Origin of the sequence: Sphingomonas sp. BT-65, from assembly GCF_026107375.2 — a bacterium.
Classification (GTDB): domain Bacteria; phylum Pseudomonadota; class Alphaproteobacteria; order Sphingomonadales; family Sphingomonadaceae; genus Sphingomonas.
In genome coordinates this window covers 557489-575870 of sequence record NZ_JAPCIA010000002.1, presented here as the reverse complement: position 1 = coordinate 575870, position 18382 = coordinate 557489, and the positions used below count along the sequence as shown (strand labels likewise).

The 18382-nt window shown below is 66.2% G+C and carries 13 protein-coding genes and 1 pseudogene; 7 read left to right on the top strand and 7 right to left on the bottom strand.

The features are described 5' to 3' along the window. Window positions 1–298: 298 nt before the first annotated feature. The 5 genes and pseudogenes from OK349_RS19555 (at window position 299) to OK349_RS17250 (ending at window position 4205) form a co-directional block, all read left to right on the top strand. Window positions 299–424, top strand: coding sequence for a transposase (locus OK349_RS19555; protein WP_372340581.1), 126 nt, complete (start codon window positions 299–301; stop codon window positions 422–424). A gap of 128 nt (window positions 425–552) precedes the next feature. Next, window positions 553–972: pseudogene (locus tag OK349_RS19550) on the top strand (IS5 family transposase); the annotation flags it as partial. A 238-nt stretch (window positions 973–1210) separates the two neighbouring features. Next, entirely contained in the window at window positions 1211–1603 is a 393-nt protein-coding gene (locus tag OK349_RS17260) for a response regulator (protein WP_265119145.1), read from the top strand. A 107-nt stretch (window positions 1604–1710) separates the two neighbouring features. Further along, complete coding sequence (locus OK349_RS17255) at window positions 1711–3585, top strand: PAS domain S-box protein (RefSeq protein WP_265119144.1); 1875 nt, start codon at window positions 1711–1713, stop codon at window positions 3583–3585. Then, window positions 3582–4205, top strand: a complete 624-nt coding sequence (locus OK349_RS17250) for a response regulator transcription factor (protein ID WP_265119143.1) — start codon at window positions 3582–3584, stop codon at window positions 4203–4205. Before OK349_RS17255 ends, OK349_RS17250 begins: the two co-directional genes overlap by 4 nt. Window positions 4206–4239: 34 nt before the next feature. Here the strand turns inward: OK349_RS17250 and cysN are convergent, their stop codons facing one another. Together cysN and cysD are read right to left on the bottom strand one after the other, a co-directional pair. Next, on the bottom strand, window positions 4240–6117 hold the full coding sequence (gene cysN / locus OK349_RS17245; RefSeq protein ID WP_265119142.1) for a sulfate adenylyltransferase subunit CysN: 1878 nt from the start codon (window positions 6115–6117) through the stop codon (window positions 4240–4242). After that, window positions 6117–7034, bottom strand: coding sequence for a sulfate adenylyltransferase subunit CysD (gene cysD, locus OK349_RS17240; protein ID WP_265119141.1), 918 nt, complete (start codon window positions 7032–7034; stop codon window positions 6117–6119). The genes cysN and cysD overlap by 1 nt, the downstream gene beginning before the upstream one ends. Window positions 7035–7267: 233 nt before the next feature. Here cysD and OK349_RS17235 point away from each other — a divergent pair, with 233 nt between their 5' ends. After that, window positions 7268–8611 carry a UDP-glucose dehydrogenase family protein gene (locus OK349_RS17235; protein ID WP_265119140.1) on the top strand — a complete coding sequence of 448 codons (1344 nt, stop codon included), beginning with the start codon at window positions 7268–7270 and terminating at the stop codon, window positions 8609–8611. Then, window positions 8608–9669, top strand: a complete 1062-nt coding sequence (locus OK349_RS17230; protein WP_265119139.1) for an NAD-dependent epimerase/dehydratase family protein — start codon at window positions 8608–8610, stop codon at window positions 9667–9669. Before OK349_RS17235 ends, OK349_RS17230 begins: the two co-directional genes overlap by 4 nt. Here the strand turns inward: OK349_RS17230 and OK349_RS17225 are convergent. The 5 genes from OK349_RS17225 to OK349_RS17205 form a co-directional block, all read right to left on the bottom strand. Next, on the bottom strand, window positions 9662–10465 hold the full coding sequence (locus OK349_RS17225) for a Crp/Fnr family transcriptional regulator (protein WP_265119138.1): 804 nt from the start codon (window positions 10463–10465) through the stop codon (window positions 9662–9664). The genes OK349_RS17230 and OK349_RS17225 overlap by 8 nt on opposite strands. Window positions 10466–10717: 252 nt before the next feature. Continuing rightward, the gene (locus OK349_RS17220; protein WP_265119137.1) at window positions 10718–12709 is read right to left on the bottom strand and encodes a hypothetical protein; all 1992 of its coding nucleotides are present in this window, start codon (window positions 12707–12709) and stop codon (window positions 10718–10720) included. Between the two features lie 319 nt (window positions 12710–13028). Beyond that, window positions 13029–13730 carry a response regulator transcription factor gene (locus tag OK349_RS17215; protein WP_265119136.1) on the bottom strand — a complete coding sequence of 234 codons (702 nt, stop codon included), beginning with the start codon at window positions 13728–13730 and terminating at the stop codon, window positions 13029–13031. 60 nt (window positions 13731–13790) lie between these two features. Next, window positions 13791–16037 (bottom strand): GumC family protein, encoded by a 2247-nt coding sequence (locus OK349_RS17210; RefSeq protein WP_265119135.1) that lies wholly within the window; start codon window positions 16035–16037, stop codon window positions 13791–13793. A 1541-nt stretch (window positions 16038–17578) separates the two neighbouring features. Further along, entirely contained in the window at window positions 17579–18325 is a 747-nt protein-coding gene (locus tag OK349_RS17205; RefSeq protein ID WP_265119134.1) for a LuxR C-terminal-related transcriptional regulator, read from the bottom strand. Window positions 18326–18382 lie beyond the last annotated feature (57 nt).

Here is an 18382-nt window from a genome sequence, read left to right as displayed (position 1 = left end):
GCTGGGATAATTGTGGGGCTGGATGTGGGTCCGATTTGAGCACCCGCCATGCGGGAACGTGAGGCGGCGGACAAGCATCCGCTTCCGGGAACCAGCCCCGCGACGCCGACGCCCATCAACGTCAACAGCGCGCGGCGTCGGCTTTGGATTGGCAAATCGCGATCAAGGCCTTCTACGGTACTGTCGTTATGTTTGGGCTGACTGGACAATGACATGATAAGTGGCCCTCAGTCATCGAGAGGATTGTCGTTTTAGAACAGGGTTGTGTACTCATAAAGGCCGACGACGGTAGGCCGACGTGATATTGCCACGCGTCGATGACAGGCGTGTGCTGAACGGAGTACTCCGCTCCGGTGCGCCATGGTGTGACCTGACCGAGCGCTATGGCCCGCGCACCACCTGCCACAACCGCTTCGTCCGATAGCGGAAGGCAGGCGTGTGAGACTGGCTGATGGAGGCCATCACTGAAGCGCACGAGGGCGATATCCAGATGATCGACAGCACTTCCGTTCGTGTCCACCGGCAGGCAGCGACGGCAAAGAGGGGGCAGATCGCTGTCTCGGTCCATCACGCGGCGGGCTCACGACCAAGATTCGTGTCGTTGTCGACGCGCAGGGGCTCCCGATCCTGCTCAGCCTGACCACAGGGCAAACACAAGGCGGGCAGGTCGCCGATACGCTACTCGACCACCTCAGCCCGCGCACCATCGTGCTGGCGAACAAAGCCTACGACGCCGACCGCCTCCGGGAGTTATCCACGACCAGAGCGCTATGCCCAACATCCCACCCAAGAGTAATCGACGCTGGAAGCCCTGTCTTCAGCAAGCGGCTCTACCGCCTGCGTAGCCTCAGCGAGCGATACTTCTCCAAGCTGAAGAACTTCCGCCGCTTCGCCACCCGCTACGAGAAGCTCGCCGCCAACTTCCTTGCCACGGTCCAGCTCGCTTCAATACGCTGGGGTCCGAGCTTATGAGTCTACGGCCTACGTACTAACCCCAATCGAGCGTTCGGGACGCGCCCATTAGGTTTACGCGCGGGTGGCAGTGGCCGGCGAGGGGATGATTTCGCATGCCGAGTCACGGGGCGACCCGGTCAAGCTTTACGCGAACTGCAACAGGCCGGCGGTAACGCACTCTTCCGCTTGACACCGGTGGCGGCTCGCTGGCGCAGGCGGGCCTGGAGTGCTCCAACAACTGAAGGCGTGACTCGGTATGAACTCGACCGCCCGGAGCTCGCTGGCACCACGCCTGCTGCTCGTTGAGGATGACGATGCCGTGCGGCGCGGGCTTCAACTGCTGCTGACCGGGCAAGGATATCAGGTCCACGCATTCTCTCGCGCGGCGCTTGCCCTTGCCGATTCCACGGCGATCACCGCGAGCCATCTGGTCATCGACTATGTCCTGCCCGAGGCGGACGGGATCGAGGCCTTGCGCTTCCTCCAGTCGCATGGATGGAATGGATGCGCCGTGCTGGTCACCGCCTTCTATTCCCGGCAACTGCGTGACACGGCGGTCGCCGCCGGCTTTGCCGCGGTCCTCCCGAAGCCATTCCGCGACACCGAGCTGCTCGACGCATTGGCGCGCGGCGCGCCGGTCGCGGATTAAAGGGGCAATCCCGGCCAAACGCTTGAGCCGGCGAATTTTTGCTCGATATCGAACATATGTTATGTTGCGACCGCTGGCCGGCACTTGAACCGTCCGGCGGGGGCCACATGAACGCTGAAGGGGATACCATCAGCACTCGAGCTTGGCGCGGCTATGGATTCGCCATCCTGGTTGTGGCCGTCGCCACGCTGGTGCGCTTGATCCTGGACCCCTGGCTGCAGGGGCGCGCATATTATTTGTCCTTCGCCATTGGCGTTCTCGTCGTCTGCGTATTCGCGGGGCGCGGGCCGGCGATCCTCACGGCGCTGCTTGCGGTTGCCGCCGTCCGGGCAATGGGATGGGCGCCGGGACCGTTCTGGTCGCTGAGCCTGCTGATCTTCGCTGTTGCGGCGAGCCTGACGATCCTGATCGCCGGGCACATGACCTGGCTTCGCCGCAAATCGCAAGAGAGCGAGCGGCGTGCCGAGCGGCGTGCCGAGCTCGCCGACGAGCTTGCCGAGGAGCTCAACCTGCTGATCGACGGCGCCACCGGCTACGGCATCTACATGCTCGACCCCGATGGAAATGTGACGATCTGGAGCAAGGCGGCGGAGCGCCTGAAGGGCTGGCGCGAGGCCGAGGTGGTCGGCCGTCACTTCTCGCTATTCTATCCCGAAGCCGCGGTCGCGGCAGGCAAGCCGCAACTCGATCTTGCGCGCGCGCGCGAAGACGGGCGGCTCGAGAAGGAGGACTGGCGCGTCCGCAAGAACGGATCGGAGTTCCTCGCGCACGTCACCCTCACCGCGTTGTACGACAAGCAGGGCGAGCTCAAGGGGTTCGGCAAGGTCATCCGCGACGTGACCGAACAGCGTGCCGCCGAGCAGAAGCTCGCGGCGAGCGCGTCGCACTTCCGCTCGATCCTCGCCACCGTTCCCGACGCGATGGTCGTCATCAACGAGACCGGCAAGATCCTCTGGTTCAGCGCCGCTGCCGAGCGGCTGTTCGGTTATGCCGAAGCCGAGGTCATCGGCTTGAACGTGAGCCGGCTCATGCCCTCGCCCGACCGCGAGCGCCATGACGGCTATATCAAACGCCACCTCATCACCGGCGAGAAACGGGTGATCGGGATCGGGCGGAGCGTGATCGGGCAAAAGCGCGACGGCACCACCTTTCCGATCGAGCTCGCCATCGGCGAAGCGATCTCGGACGGCACGCGTGTGTTCACCGGCTTCATCCGGGATCTCACCGAAAAGCAGGCCGCCGAACGGCGCATCAACGAGCTGCGCGGCGACCTGGTCCACGCGGCGCGGGTCAGCGCGATGGGAACCATGGCCTCGACGCTGGCGCATGAGCTCAACCAGCCGATCACCGCCGTCGCCACCTTCGTGCGCGGCGCCCGCAACTTGCTGCACGAGGACAAACTCGATGATCGCGGCATGATCGAGGACGGGCTCGACGGTGCCTATGAGGAGGCGCTGCGCGCGGGGGCGATCGTCCGCCGCCTGCGCGAGTTCGTCGCGCGCGGCGAGGTCGAGAAGTCGGTCGCCGACCTGGTGGAGCTGGTCGAAGAAGCCTCGAAGCTCGCTCTGCTCGACGCGCGGGAAAAGGGCATCCGGACGCAGATCGAGCTCGACCATGCGGTGCGCCAGGTGCTCGTCGACAAGATCCAGATCCAGCAGGTGCTGATCAACCTCATGCGCAACGCGATCGAGGCGATGGGCCAGTCGCCGTCGCGCCTGCTGACGGTTTCGAGCGCGTCCGACGATGACGGCTTCCTGCGCGTGACCGTGGCCGATACCGGACCGGGGGTTGCTCCGGAGATCACCGAGAATCTGTTTCGCGCCTTCAACAGCACCAAGCGCGACGGCCTCGGCCTCGGCCTGTCGATCTGCCGCACCATCGTCGAGGCCAATGGCGGGCGTATCTGGATGGAGCCGCAGCTCGAGGGAGGCGCGCGTTTCCATTTCACCCTAATCCGTGCCGATGCGGAGGTGTCCGAATGACCGACAGGCCCCTGGTTCACGTCATCGACGACGAGGAAAGCGTCCGCCGTGGAACGAGCTTCTACCTCAAGAGCATCGGCTATGCCGTGCGCACCTGGGAATCGGGGGCGGGATTTCTCAAGGAGGTGCGCCACATCGAATGCGGTTGCATCCTGCTCGATATCGGCATGCCCGAGATTGACGGCCTGGAGGTCCAGCAGCAGCTCAACGACCGCGGCGTGACGATGCCGGTCATCGTACTGACTGGCCATGGCGATATCGCCGTGGCGGTGAAGGCGATGAAGGCGGGCGCGGTCGATTTCCTGGAGAAGCCCTTCGAGACCGACGCGCTCGAGGATGCGATCCGCCGCGCATTCGAGCGGCTTGCCGCGGAGAAGAGCATCATGGTCCGTGCGGCCGACGCGGAGGTCGTGCTCGGCGTGCTGAGCGATCGCGAGCGCGAGGTGCTCGAGGGGCTGGCGCAAGGTCATCCCAACAAGACCATCGCCTATTATCTCGGCATCTCGCCGCGCACCGTCGAGGTGCATCGCGCGAACATCATGATCAAACTCAAGGCGCGCAGCCTGTCCGGGGCGCTGCGCATCGCCTTTGCAGCCGGCATGGGCGAAGACCGCGCCTGAGCGCATGCTTCCCCTGATCCAGGCGCCGGTCAGTTCAGGGGAACAGGGCTGCGAGAATCTGGTCGGCTGCCTGCTCCGACGAGCACCGCATGGTGTCGATCTGCAGGTCGGGCTCCAGAGGCGGCTCGTATGGACTGTCGATGCCGGTGAAGTTGACGAGTTCGCCGCGCCGGGCCTTCTGGTAGAGGCCTTTCACGTCGCGCGCCTCGGCTTCGCCGAGCGGGGTGTCGATGAAGATCTCCACGAACTCGCCCTCCGGGACCATCGCACGCACCATCTCGCGCTCCGCGCGGAAGGGCGAGATGAAGGCGGCGAGCACGACCAGGCCGGCATCGGCCATCAGCGCCGCAACCTCGCCGACGCGGCGGATATTCTCGACCCGGTCGGCGTCGGTGAAGCCGAGATCGCCGTTCAGCCGATGCCGCACATTGTCGCCGTCGAGCAGGAAGGTGTGGTAGCCGAGCGCATGCAGCTTGCGCTCGACCTGATTGGCGATGGTCGACTTGCCCGCTCCCGACAGGCCGGTGAACCACAGGACCTTGGGCACTTGCGCCTTCATCGCCGCGCGCTGCTCGCGGCGCACCTCGAGCGGTTGCCAATGGATGTTGTCGGCGCGGCGCAGCGAGAAATGGAAGGTGCCGCCCGCCAGCGTGCGATGGCTTTCGCGGTCGACCAGGACGAAGCTGCCGAGCGTGCGGCATTCGGCATAGGCGGCGAAGGGGATCGCGCGGTCGAGCCGTAGCGTGGCCACGGCGATCTGGTTGCAGGCCAGCGTGCGCGCGGGCGCCTCGCCAAGCGTTTCCAGATCCACCGCATGCTTGATCTGCATCACCGTCGCGCCGATGGTCGTGCTTGCCGTCTGCAGCAGATAGCGGCGGCCTGGCAGCAGCGGCGCCTCGTCCAGCCAGACCAGCGAGGCCTCGAACTGGTCGGAAACCTGCAACGGCGCGTCGGCGGCGGCGATGACGTCGCCGCGGGAGCAGTCGATCTCGTCCGCCAGGGTCACCGTCACCGACTGGCCGGCACGGGCAAGCTCGAGGTCGCCGGCCAACGTCACAATCCGTGCGATCCTGCTGGTCCGTCCCGAAGGCAGGATGCGCACAGGGTCGCCTGGCCGCACGACCCCGCTGGGGATCGTGCCCGCGAGGCCGCGGAAGTCCTGACCGGCGCGATTGACCCATTGGACCGGCATCCGGAACGGCTTCGTCGCGTCGGCCTCGACATCGACCTCCACGGTCTCGAGATGCTCGAGCAACGCCGGGCCCGAATACCACGGCATCGCATCCGACCGGCCGGCGATATTGTCGCCGTTTCGGCCCGAGATGGGAATGGCGGTGAAATCGCGAATGCCGATCTGCCGCGCGAAGGCCGCATAGTCCTCGACCACCGCGTCGAACGCCGCTTGCTGGTAGCCGACCAGGTCCATCTTGTTTACCGCCAGCACGATGTGACGGATCCCGAGCAACTGGACGATGTAGCTGTGGCGTCGGGTCTGGGTCAGCACGCCCTTGCGCGCGTCGATCAGGATCACCGCGAGGTCGGCGGTCGACGCGCCGGTGACCATGTTGCGCGTATATTGCTCGTGCCCGGGCGTGTCGGCGACGATGAACTTGCGTTTCCCGGTCGCGAAGAAGCGATAGGCGACGTCGATCGTGATGCCCTGCTCGCGCTCGGCAGCGAGCCCGTCGACCAAGGAAGCGAAGTCGATCGATTGCCTACCGCTCGACACTGCCTCGAGGCTGGCGAGCTGGTCCTCCAGGATCAGCTTGGAATCATAGAGCAGGCGGCCGATCAGCGTTGACTTGCCGTCGTCGACCGACCCGCAGGTCAGAAAGCGCAGCAGGGAGCGCTCCTGATGCTGTGCGATACAGGCGTCGAAGTTTGGGGCGACCAGCCGATAGGGTTCGGCCATCAGAAATATCCTTCCTGCTTCTTGCGCTCCATGCTCGCGTCGCCCTCCTGATCGATCGCCCGGCCCTGGCGCTCGCTCGTCGTCGCGAGCAGCGTTTCCTGGATCAGCTCGGGCAGGGTCGTGGCCTTGCTCTCCACCGCGCCGCTGAGCGGGTAGCAGCCGAGCGTGCGGAAGCGGATCGAGCGCTCGACCGGCGTTTCGCCGTTCAACGGGAAGCGTTCGTCGTCGACCATCAGGATCATACCGTCGCGCACCACCGTCGGCCGCGGTGCCGCGAAGTAGAGCGGGACGATTTCGATCCCTTCGGCGAGGATGTATTGCCAGACGTCGAGCTCGGTCCAGTTGGAGAGCGGGAAGACGCGCAGGCTTTGCCCCTTGGCGACCCGGGCGTTGTAGAGCCGCCACAATTCGGGGCGCTGGTCGCGGGGTTCCCACCGGTGATTGCGGTCGCGGAAGCTGAAAACCCGTTCCTTGGCGCGGCTCTTCTCCTCGTCGCGCCGGGCGCCGCCGAACGCCGCGTCGAAGCCGTGCGCGTCGAGCGCTTGCTTGAGCCCCTCGGTCTTCCACATCTCGGTGTGGAGGCTGCCATGATCAAACGGGTTGATCCCGCGCGCCACCGCTTCGGGGTTGCGATGGACGATCAGCTCCATTCCCGCCGCGGCCGCGGCACGGTCGCGATATTCGTACATGGCGCGGAACTTCCAAGTCGTGTCGACATGGAGCAGCGGGAAAGGCGGTGGGGCGGGATAAAAGGCTTTCAGCGCGAGATGCAGCATGACCGCCGAATCCTTGCCCGCCGAATAGAGCATGACCGGCCGCTCGGCCTGGGCGACCACCTCGCGCAGGATATGGATGCTTTCGGCCTCGAGCCGTTCGAGATGCGTGAGAGTAGGTGAAAGCGGTTGCGTCAGGCGCATGGTGTTTCCGTCGGTCAGTTCAGGCTCGCACGCAGCATGGCGGGTCCTTGTCGCGCTGAATATTGCCAAGCCCGCTGAGCGGCCGGGGAACGCGGGGTAGCCCGGAAGTAGTGATCGCGCCGCGCCGCGGATCGCGAGCGCCAGTAAGGGTCAGGCGCTCCCTCCAATGCGCCCCGCACGCGCGCGTGCCGATCCGCTACCCACCGATGCTGTCTCGAAGAGGAGGGTTCACGATGCGGTTGGTGATGATCGGCTCCGGCTATGTGGGACTGGTTTCCGGGGCGTGCTTCGCCGATTTCGGGCATGAGGTGGTGTGCGTCGACAAGGATGCGGCGAAGGTGGCGACGCTGCGCGCCGGCCGCATCCCGATCTACGAGCCGATGCTCGACCAGCTCGTCGCGCGCAACGTCGCCGCCGGCCGCCTCTCGTTCACGACCGAGCTGGCCGAGGCCGTGCGTGAGGCCGAGGTCGTGTTCATCGGCGTCGGCACCCCGGCGCGGCGCGGCGACGGGCATGCGGACCTCTCCTATGTCCATGGAGCGGCGCGCGAGATCGCGCGGAACCTCGCCGGGTTCACCGTGGTGGTGACCAAGTCGACGGTTCCGGTCGGCACGGGGGACGAGGTCGAGCGGATCATCCGCGAGACCAATCCCGGCGCCGACTTCGCCGTCGCATCGAACCCCGAATTCCTGCGCGAGGGTGCCGCGATCGAGGACTTCAAGCGCCCCGACCGCATCGTGATCGGCATCGAGGACGCGCGCGCCCGTGCGGTGCTCGAGGAAGTCTATCGCCCGCTCTTCCTCAACCGCTCGCCCATCCTCTTCACGCGGCGCCGGACGAGCGAGCTGATCAAATATGCCGCGAACGCGTTCCTCGCGATGAAGATCACCTTCATCAACGAGATCGCGGATCTGTGCGAGCAGGCGGGTGCCGATGTGCAGGAGGTCGCGCGCGGCATCGGGCTCGACAATCGCATCGGGCCGAAATTCCTCCATGCCGGGCCCGGCTATGGCGGCTCCTGCTTTCCCAAGGACACGCTGGCGCTGATGAAGACCGCGCAGGACCATGGCGCGCCGCTGCGGCTGGTCGAGGCGACGGTCGCGGTCAACGATGCGCGCAAGCGCGCGATGGCGCGCAAGGTGCTCCAGGCGGCTGGCGGCGACCTGCGGGGCAGGACCGCCGCCGTGCTCGGCCTGACCTTCAAGCCGAATACCGACGACATCCGCGAGGCGCCGGCGCTGACGATCATCCAGGCGCTGCAGGACGCAGGCGCCACGATCCGCGCCTATGATCCGCAGGGCATGGAGGCGGCCGGGCCACTGCTTCCCGACGTCAGCTTCGCGCGTTCGGCCTATGACGCCGCGGAGGGCGCATCGGCGCTGGTGATCGTCACCGAATGGGACGCGTTCCGCGCGCTCGACCTGGCTCGGCTGCACGCGGCGATGGCGCGTGCGGTGCTCGTCGACCTGCGCAACATCTACAAGCCGGAGGAGGTCGAGCGCGCCGGGTTCGTCTATGCGGGTATCGGGCGGCCGATGCCGGGCGAGGCGGAGCCGCTGTTGGAGGCAGCCGAATGACCCAGTTCCTGGTCACCGGCAGCGCGGGCTTCATCGGCTTCCACCTTGCGCGGCGGCTACTCGCCGAAGGGCATCAGGTGACCGGCTATGACGCGCTCACCAACTATTACGACCCCGCGCTCAAGCGGGCGCGCAATGCCATCCTTGAGGCGTATCCCGGCTACAGCTTTACCGAGGCACTGCTGGAGGACCGGGACGAGCTGATGCGCGCGGCCGAGAAGCGTCCGCCCGAAGTGATCGTCCACCTCGCGGCGCAGGCGGGCGTGCGCTACTCGATCGACGCGCCGGCGACCTATGTGTCGAGCAACCTGACGGGGTCCTGGGCGGTGCTGGAGCTGGCGCGCGCGGTTCGCCCCCGGCATCTGCTGATGGCGTCGACCTCGTCCGCCTATGGCGCGAACGAGAAGGTGCCGTTCGGCGAAACCGACCGCGCCGACCATCCGATGAGCCTCTATGCCGCGACCAAGAAAGGCATGGAGGCGATGGCGCATGCCTATGCGCATCTGTTCGCGATCCCGAGCACGCTGTTCCGCTTCTTCACCGTCTATGGGCCGTGGGGACGCCCGGACATGGCGCTGTTCAAGTTCACCAGCGCCATCCTCGCCGGCCGGCCGATCGAGGTGTACGGCAATGGCCGGATGGCGCGGGACTTCACCTATGTCGACGATCTGGTCGAGGCGATCGTCCGGCTGGTCGACGCCATGCCGGTGCAAGGCGCGCCGGCCGATGCGGGAGGCGTCGTCGACAGCCTTTCGCCGGTCGCGTCCTACCGGGTCGTGAACATCGCCGGGGGGCATCCCGTCGAGCTCATGGACTTCATTCGAACCGTGGAAGCCTGTATCGGCAGGCAGGCGCGCCTCGACATGCTGCCGATGCAGGCGGGGGACGTGCCGCTCACGGCGGCGGACCCGTCGCTGCTGCGCGCGCTGACCTGCTATGTTCCGAGTACCGGTATCGCTGACGGCGTCGCCGCCTTCGTGGACTGGTATTGCCGCTATCATGGGGTGTCGCGGGCACGCGACGGCGGGGAAACCGCGCGGGCTACCGTCGCTATCTGAACAGAGGCAGGTCGCGTTCCTCCGGCAGAGGGCGAATATTGGGCGCCGCGGCGGCGCCAGAAGGCGACGCGAGCCGTTCGCCGGCGGGTTCGACGTCGAGATAATGCGGCCTGAACATCGCGATCGTCGCCAGGCGCGGGAGATCGGTAATCTCGACGACGCGCCGCCGCCATCCCAGCAAGCCGGCGGAGCGCAGCAGTTGCACCGTTCGATTGACCTGCACCGCGCTCAGGCCTCGCGCATCGCCAAGATCGCGCTGACCCATCGGCATGTCGAACGCGGTGCCTCGCGCGAGGCCGGCGCGTGCGGAACGGTAGAACAGCTCGCAGAACAGGTGCGCGATCCGCTGCGTGGCGCTCAACCTGCCGAGCGAACGGATCCATTGCCGGTGGATCGCCGCCGCGACCGAAGCATCCCATAGCAGCGCCCGGCCCAATGCGGGGAATTGCTGGACCGCCGCGTCAAGATCGGTCCGGGAAATCTGCGCATAATAGAGCTGCGAGATCGAGCAGGCGGAATGATCCTGGCGCTCCGCGAACAGGCAATCATGGCCCAGGATGTCGCCGGGCAGGAACAGCTCGACGATCTGCCGCCGGCCATCGGCCAGCTGATCGTAGCGGCACGCCCAACCGTCGAGGATCACGATCATCGGTGATGTCGGATCGCCTTCGACATAGAGATCCTGCCGCGCCGGCAGGCGATGTGTCCTGTTCTGGATCAATGCGGCAAGTGCGCCTCTTTCCTCGGGGCCCAGCCGCATCTTGCTGTCGAGCTTGGCGAGGAGTGGGTTGAGCACGATCACCTTCCAAGCAAATTTCCACCAAGGCGGAACAACCAAAGAAGATCATGCTGTTAGCGCATGGTGCCAACCTGTTAATCCGTACTACCCCGTATCATCCATTTTGGGGCAGTTGCCGGAAGCCGGTGCGTCCGGCCGCCGCGAATCCGCGGGCCGGGCCATTTCATGCCCCAATTTGAGGCACATGGCTGAAGCGTGCTGCCTGTCGGACAGGCCGATCGCGGCGGCCACGGGTGGGGTAGGCGTGGATCAGAACATCGGCCTTCCGCAATTATAGGCGGGCACGCGCCCGGTGCCGGCCCCGACCATGCCGGAATATCGAACGTCATCCTGTGCGAGCGCGTTCAGATATTCCTCGATGTTCGGGTAGCCGTCGCCGTCCTTGTCGTCGTTCGCGTCCCACACATTGGGGTTGGTGTTGGTGAACCGGCTCTCCCAGTCGTCGGGCATGCCGTCATTGTCGCGGTCGGGCTTGGCGGCGCCCGCCGTGATCCGTGCCCAGCCGCCGACATCCGCGATGCTCCCCGGCCAGCTCGACGCGAACAGATAGGGCGCGGAGTCGCAGCTGCGCACGTCGTCGACGTACATCTGGTCGACATTGTCGCGGCACACGCCATCGCGGCAGCGATCGGCGCCGGCGAAGGCGAGGACGTCGCGCAGCGCCTGCTCCGCCGGCACGACCCGCGCCGGATCGAACGAAGGTGCGGTGAGGCCCGGCATGAGGGCGTAAGCGAGGTTCTGGACCGTGGCGAGGCCGGTGCGGCTGCAATCGCGCGCGCCGGTACTGGTGACGCCGCAGATCGAGCTCGGCGAGACATGCGCGATGAAACCGGCGGTGTTCTGGAACGGATCCGTCGTAGCCGATCCGAACTGCCCGGCGATCCGCGTGCGCGGCGTCACATTGCCCGTCGAATGGATGTTGAAGCCGAAGCCCGACGAACTCCCCGGCGTGTAGAGACCGACCAGGTAATTGCCGTCGCTGGCATTGTAGCGCGGCCCGCGCAGATAGACGTTGTTGACATAGTTGGCATAGACGCTGCCGAACTGGTTCGAGACGAGCCCCGCCTCCGCGATGAAGTGGTAGAGGACGTTGTTGACCACATCGACCTGACCTGTCGCACCAGCGGTCGCCGGGTTGGTTCCGACGGCGATGTTGATGCCGCGCTGCTCGCCATGCTGCGAGAGGTTGTGCGCGATGGTGATGCGCGAGGCGGGCTTGAGGAAGAAGGTCTTGCAGTGCAGCGCCCCGACGTGCCCGCCGTTGCGGCAGATATTGGGCCCGATGATCGACCATTGCACCGTGCAGTCGACGCACGCCATGTCCAGGCTCTCGTCGGTGCCGAACATCGTCGATACGTGATCGAGGATCTGATTGTTGGTGCCCTGTAGCCGGATCGGATCGCCATTTTCCGAGAGGCGGCCGAGATGCGGGCCGGTGCGCGTGCGCACATGGCGCAGGATCATGTGGTTGCCGCCGTGGCGGGTGTCGATCAGCGAGTCCACCGGGCTGTAGCGGTCGCCCAGCCGGAATTCGATCCCGCCCGGCGAAGTCTGTCCGGCGATATAGATTTGCGGCTTGGTGATGAATGCCGAGGACTGCAGGACGATCGCCCCGGCGACGTCGAAGACGCAGTAGCGCGGCCGGTTCGCTGGGATGCTATAGGGGCTCGTCACCGCCAGGGCGAGCGCGCATTCGCGGTAGCTGATCTTGCCGTCCCCCGCGCTGGCGACATCCTCCAGCGTGTTGATCTTGTAGACCACGGCGTTGGCGCTGCGCACGCTGGTGCGCTTTCCGAAGCCGGTCGCGGTCGGAAAGGCGAGCGGGTGGAGCGCCCGGTCGGGGATGTTGCCATTGTCGGGATTGGCGAAGGCGGCGGCCGCACCGGCCGAAGGTGTGGGCGTAGGCTGAGGGGAGGGAGCAGGTCCGGGAGCCGGCGTCGGACTGGGGCTGGGCGTCACGATCACCCCGCTCGCGCGCAACACCGCCTCGTTCACCCAGCCATCGGCGCCGGCGCCGAAATCAATGCGCCACCACCGGTCTCCGGAACGCGTGACCGGCCCTTCGACGACTCGGCCGGTCGCGCCTGCGGCCTGTATGCCGGCGCCGGTTAGCAGGTCTCGCGTCATGACCCGAAACTTGGCGGTCAGCTCCACGCCCGATCCGATCGCAATCGGAGCAGCGCGAGCGGTCACCACCGCGACGGCGATCGATGCGATGGCGGTGGCAGACAAGACAGGCACCAGGTTGCGCCGTGGGAGGACAAACATGATACGCGACCTCTTTTTAGTAAATATCAGTTAACTATGATTTGAAGGTCGATGCATAGTTCAATGATATTTATAGAAAACATGAGTTTGTCGCCCTGTCGTTGACATGGCTGATAAGTAAATCGTGCTCTTATTAGGCGCGACCTACTACGGCACTGGTTTAAAGAAAATGAATTCGATCGCGATTTTTACCCAATTCACCTTATAGGTCGCGGGGTAAATATTGAACAAATGCACATTGTCCTTTAGGACAGTGTGCATAACTTACTTGTCCGGGGTGGCTTGTTTAGATCTAAGGATAAGCGCTGGTGATCGCGACGACCTGCGTGCGATTGCTCGCCCCCAGCCGGCGCATCAGTTCCTTCACATGCGCCTTCACCGTGCGTTCGGTGACTCTCAAGCTCGTCGCGATCTGCCGGTTGGTGAGGCCGCGGGACAAACCCTCGAGAACCTGGCGCTGGCGCCCGGTGAGCATCGCATCATAGCTGCGGCGTGCGCCCGGCGACAGCATGATCGACTGGGTTGCCGGCTGCTCGAGGATCGATCGGGGATAGGCGATCCAGCCGCGGCTGACGATCCGGATCGCTTCGACCGTGAGGTCGAACGACATGTCGGCGCTGAGGAAGCCGGCGATCCCGAGGCTCAGCGCGGCGCGCGCATGCTCGGCGTCGACATGCGTCGTCAGGACGAGGATGCTGCCAGGTGCCGCTTGGCGCAACGGCTCGATCATGCGCGAGAGCGTCGGATGATCGAAGGCGTCCGACGCGAGGTTGAGCAGCGCTGCGGTGCGCCCGTCGATCCCGGCCAGGATCGCCGCCGCCTCCTCGGCACTTCCGGCGGCGATCACCGAGCCCAGGTCCCCGACCCCTTCCAGCGCCGCCACCAGGCAATCGCGGGTCAGGGATCGGGGATCGATCACCAGCAGATACAGTTCGTCGGAACCGGGACGGCCCACGTTCCGCCCCCCGCTGATCGCGCGCAGGTTCGCGGTCAACGGCCTGACTCTTCACGAGGCGCGACTGGTGTTCGAGTGGTCACCGTGCGAATGACCCGTTCAGGCTGGCTCCGAACGGCGGCCGAGCAGTCGCAGGATCGGAAGGCGCAGCAACGCCGGTTGAGCGTCGCGCGCATAGCGATGATATTGCTGAATGCCGTCGCCGTAATAGAACCTCGCGTGCTTTCCATAGCGTACGCGGTTGAAGACGACGCCGGTCAGCGTCTCCCCGAACTGCAGGATCGCCGATCGCAGCAGGTCCGGCGTGGTGCGTCCCCAGCGCAGGACGAGGATGGATTGCTCCGCGAAGCGCGCCAGTTGCTGGGCATCGCTCACCGCGAGCACCGGGGGCGTGTTGACGACGATCAGATCATAACGCGCGCGAAGAATGGCGAATAATGCATCGACGCGCGGCGAGGCGATCGCCGCGCCGGGATCCGGCGCCGGCCGGTGCGCCATCACGCCGTGCACCGCCGGGTTCGAGCCGCTTGGAAGGATGATCTCGTCGATTTCCGCCTCGCCCCGGATATAGTCCAGCAGGTCCTTCCCGCCCGATGCGTCATCGAGCAAACTGGCGAGGCCCGGCCGGCGCAGGTCGAAGTCGACGACGACGGCGCGGCGTCCGCGGGCCACGGCCGCCGCGGCAAGGCCGATCGAGATGCTCGTCTTACCTTCGTCGGGAAGCGGCGACGTCACCAGCACGATATTCCCCGTCGTGCGCGGCGCATTGCGCCCCAGCCGCGTCTCGATCGAACGGATCGCTTCGGCAAAGATCGTATAGGGCTGGCCGATCACGCGCAGATGGGTGGGAATCCGCCGCCGCGCCTTCTTGAGCTCCGGGACCATGCCGAGCGTCGCGAGACCGGCGATCGCCCACACCTGCGCGGCGCTTCGCACCTGCGTGTCGAGCGCTTCGCTCAGCATGACGATGATCATGCCGAAGATGACCGCCGCAGCGGCGGCCGCTGCCATGATCTGCGTCCGGCGCGGGAAGCTCGGTTGCGTTGGCTGCAGCGCGGGCGATGCGATCGCCGCGTCGGCCTTGACGTTCCGCTCGTTGCGGCTGATCTCCGTCAACCGCCCGAGCAGCGCGAGATAGACCGTCTGCGTGGCCGTCGCGTTGCGCTCGAGATCGGCCAGCGGCACGCCCTCGACGATGTCGGCGAGCGAGCGGGCGCGGAGCGAGGACAGGTCGCCCGCGAGCTGCGCCTCGCGCGAGCGCTGCGCCGAGGCTTCGTTCGCGAGCTGCGCGCGGACACGCCCGGCTTCCTGGGCGATGCTGCCGGCCAGCTGATCCAGCTCGGCCCGCGCCTTGCGCACATCCGGATGGGCGTTGCCATAGAGAGTGCTGAGCTCGCCGAGCCGCCGCTGAGTCGTGGTCTGCTGGCTGCGCAGATCCGCCAGCAGCGGCGACATGATCTGGCCTGCCGAGCCGCTGCGCTGCTCGGTTTCCGCCCGCTGCCCGCGGACCGCGGCGAGTTCGGCCGCCGCGCGCCCCATCTGGGCTGCGCTGGCCTGGCTGCCCGCGCCGGCATCGAGACCGCGTGAGCGGCGATACGCCGCGATCGTCTGCTCGGTGGAAACGAGCTGGCCGCGCAGTTCCGCGACTCGCTCGCCGAGCGTCTGGATGCGCCGCCGGATCGCCGCCTGGCGCTCCTCGACCTGGGTCTTCACATAGACTCGCGTGACCTTGTTCGCGATCACCGCCGCCTTTTCGGGATTCCGCGAGGTCACCGTCACGTCGATGAAGCTGGACTGGCCGTCCTGCGCCACGTCGAGCATTTCGAGCAGCCGGTCGGTGGTGCGTTCGACGAGCTGGGGCGAGACCACGCCGGTGGCCGACGGTGTCGCCGTGACGCCGCCCCGGTCCCAGAATCGCAGACGGTCAAAGAACCGGTCCCAACCGGTCTTCTTGTCTGGATCGGAGTCGGGGTTGAACTCGGGGTCGTCGTGCAGAGCGAGGTCGCGCACCACCTGCCGCGCCACCGGGCGCGATTGCAGCAGCTGGATCTGCGTTTCGATCTGGTGTTCGCGCCGCAGCTCCGCGTCGCGGATCGAGGCGGCGGTCTCTTCCTCTCCGCGCAGCGCCGATTCCTCGACGTCGACGCGCATCACCGCCGTCGCCTGGTAGCGCGGCTCGATGAACGCAAGCGCCAACGCCGCGAGCCCGATCACCACTAGGAAGGTGACGACCAGCCGTCCCTGGTGGCGGCGCAGGACGCGCAGAAAATCGACGCCTGACGCGTGCTGCGGGACGGCTACCGCGCCCGGTCGCATCTCCATCAATGCATGTTCCTGCATGTTCATTGGCCAGACTCCCAGCTCCGCGATTTGCGAAGGAGCTTAGGCCGCCCTTGATCCACGGATATTGGTCAGAAGGGGGAAGTGGAGCGATTTCGGGTAGGCACCCGGGCAGGAATGCGCACCTGGCCCGGTTGGCTACCCCCGTGGAGCTATCCCGCTTGCTCGCCTAGGAATCGCCCTCAGCGAGCGGCAGACCCAAGATCCTACAAAACGAGCGAGGGTCGTGCAGCCTCAGGCCTCACAGTCCGGACGCAGCCCCGGCATCGGCGGCGGCGACAAGGAAGCCGCACCCTTCGCGGAGGACGCCCCGCGCCGCCGCCCCATGGGGTGGATCCTCCGGCAAGCCGCGCATCTCGCGTCCGGCAACGCCACGGCGATCGCAATCGGCATGGTGACTCTTGCGCTGATGGCGCAGATGCTGGGGCCGGCATTGCTCGGCTTGCTCGCCATGGTCGAAGCCTATGGCCGCTTCGTGGACCAGGTCGTCCGTCTCGAGACTTGGCAGGCCGTGATCCGCTATGGCTCCGAGGCGCTCGAGGCGGGGAACGAACGACGCTTTGTCGAGCTGGTCGGCTTCGGGATCGCGCTCGATATCATCGGGGCGCTCGCCGCGGGCGCGGTCGCGCTGCTTGCGATTCCGCTGGTCGGTGACTGGGTCGGGTGGGGAGCGGAGGCCCGGTTGATGGCGAGTTTCTACGCCATCGCCGTCGCGTTCGGCATCTCGTCGACCCCGACCGGCATCCTCCGCCTGTTCGATCGTTTCGCGCTGATCGCGTGGATCGATCCTGCGCTCGCCGTGCTACGGCTGATTGCCGTAGTGTTGGTGTGGGTCTTCGACGGCTCGATATGGGAGTTGCTGGCGATCACGATCGCGGTGCCGTGTCTCCAGCGCGTATGCTTGGCAGCTGCGGCGTGGCGCGAGCTTCGCCGGCGCGGATACCGGTGCCGGCCACGGCTCGGCGCGCTGGCGGACGCGCGCAAGTTCCGGGGAATCTGGGCCTTCATCCTGTCGGCCAATGGCGCGGTGCTGGTGCGCAAGAGCACCCAGGAGCTCGATATCCTGGCCGTCGGAGCGGTCGCCGGTCCGATCGGCGCCGGCGTCTATCAGCTGGTCCGCAAGTTCACGCTGGCGGCGATGAAGGCCGGGGCGATGCTCCAGCAAGTGGTCTTTCCCGATCTCGCCCGGCTTTGGGCGCGGCGCGATCTCGACGGCTTCGCGATGGCGATCCGGCAAGTCGAGCTGCTCACGCTCGGCGTCGCGATCCTGTTCGTCGCCGGTGCGGTGTTCGCGGGCGACATCGCCATCCGGTTGATCGCGGGGCCCGAGTTCGAGGATGCGGCAGGGCCGCTGATCGTCCAGTCGGTCGCGGCGCTGCTGTTCCTTGCGGGCAGCGCCCTGCGGCCGGCCCTGATGACCATGGGGTTGCAGCCGAAGGTGTTCGCGACCGCGGTCGTCGCGGCAGCCGCATTCTTCGCGGCGCTTTATGTGGCAACGCCGGCGCTGGGCGTGAGCGGCGCCGGCGTTGCTCACATCATCTTCAACCTCATATGGCTAGTTGCATGTCTGGCGCTCTATGCGCGGACATTGCGACGGGAACGTGCGCTGGCCGCAACGCGGGAAGCGGCAGCGGCTGCCGCGGCGCTTCGCCCGCCAGCCCCCTGCTGACCGCCCAGATCGCCGCCTGCGTGCGGTTGCGGACGCGCAGCTTGCGCAGGATCGCCTTGATGTGCACCTTGACCGTGGCGTCGGCGATATTGAGCCGGCGCGAGATGACCTTGTTGGGTTCCCCGTCGACCAGGCACCGCAGGATATCCACTTCACGTGCGGACAGGTTGGTGCCGCTCGCGCCGACGTCCCAACAGCGGGAAATCGCGCTCGAGGGCGCACTCGCGAGCGATCCGGCGATCTGCGAGGGCAGCACCTTTTCGCCGAGCGCGGTGAGACGCAGCGCGCCCGCCAGCGGATCGCACGAAATCTCCTTCACGAGATAGGCGTCGACGGCGCCCGTCGCGAAGGCCCGCGAGACATCTTCCATGCTGTATCCATCGGCCATGATCACGATGCGTGGCTTGGGACAGCGTTCGCGGACGTCGGCGCAGACGCCGAGGCCTTCGTCGATGTCATTGGCATCGACGATCACGACGGACGGTTCGCTCTCCATATCCATGTCGTCGACACAGGATACGGCGCAGTCCACCAGAAAATCCTGTTCGGCGAGAATGCGCTTCAGTCCTTCCCGGACGATCTCGTTCTTGCCAACGATGTTTACGTGAATGGCTTCACTCGACATTAGTCGCCTCCCTGTTGGTCTGTGATAGCGAACCCGGTTCATCGACCGGATTACTTC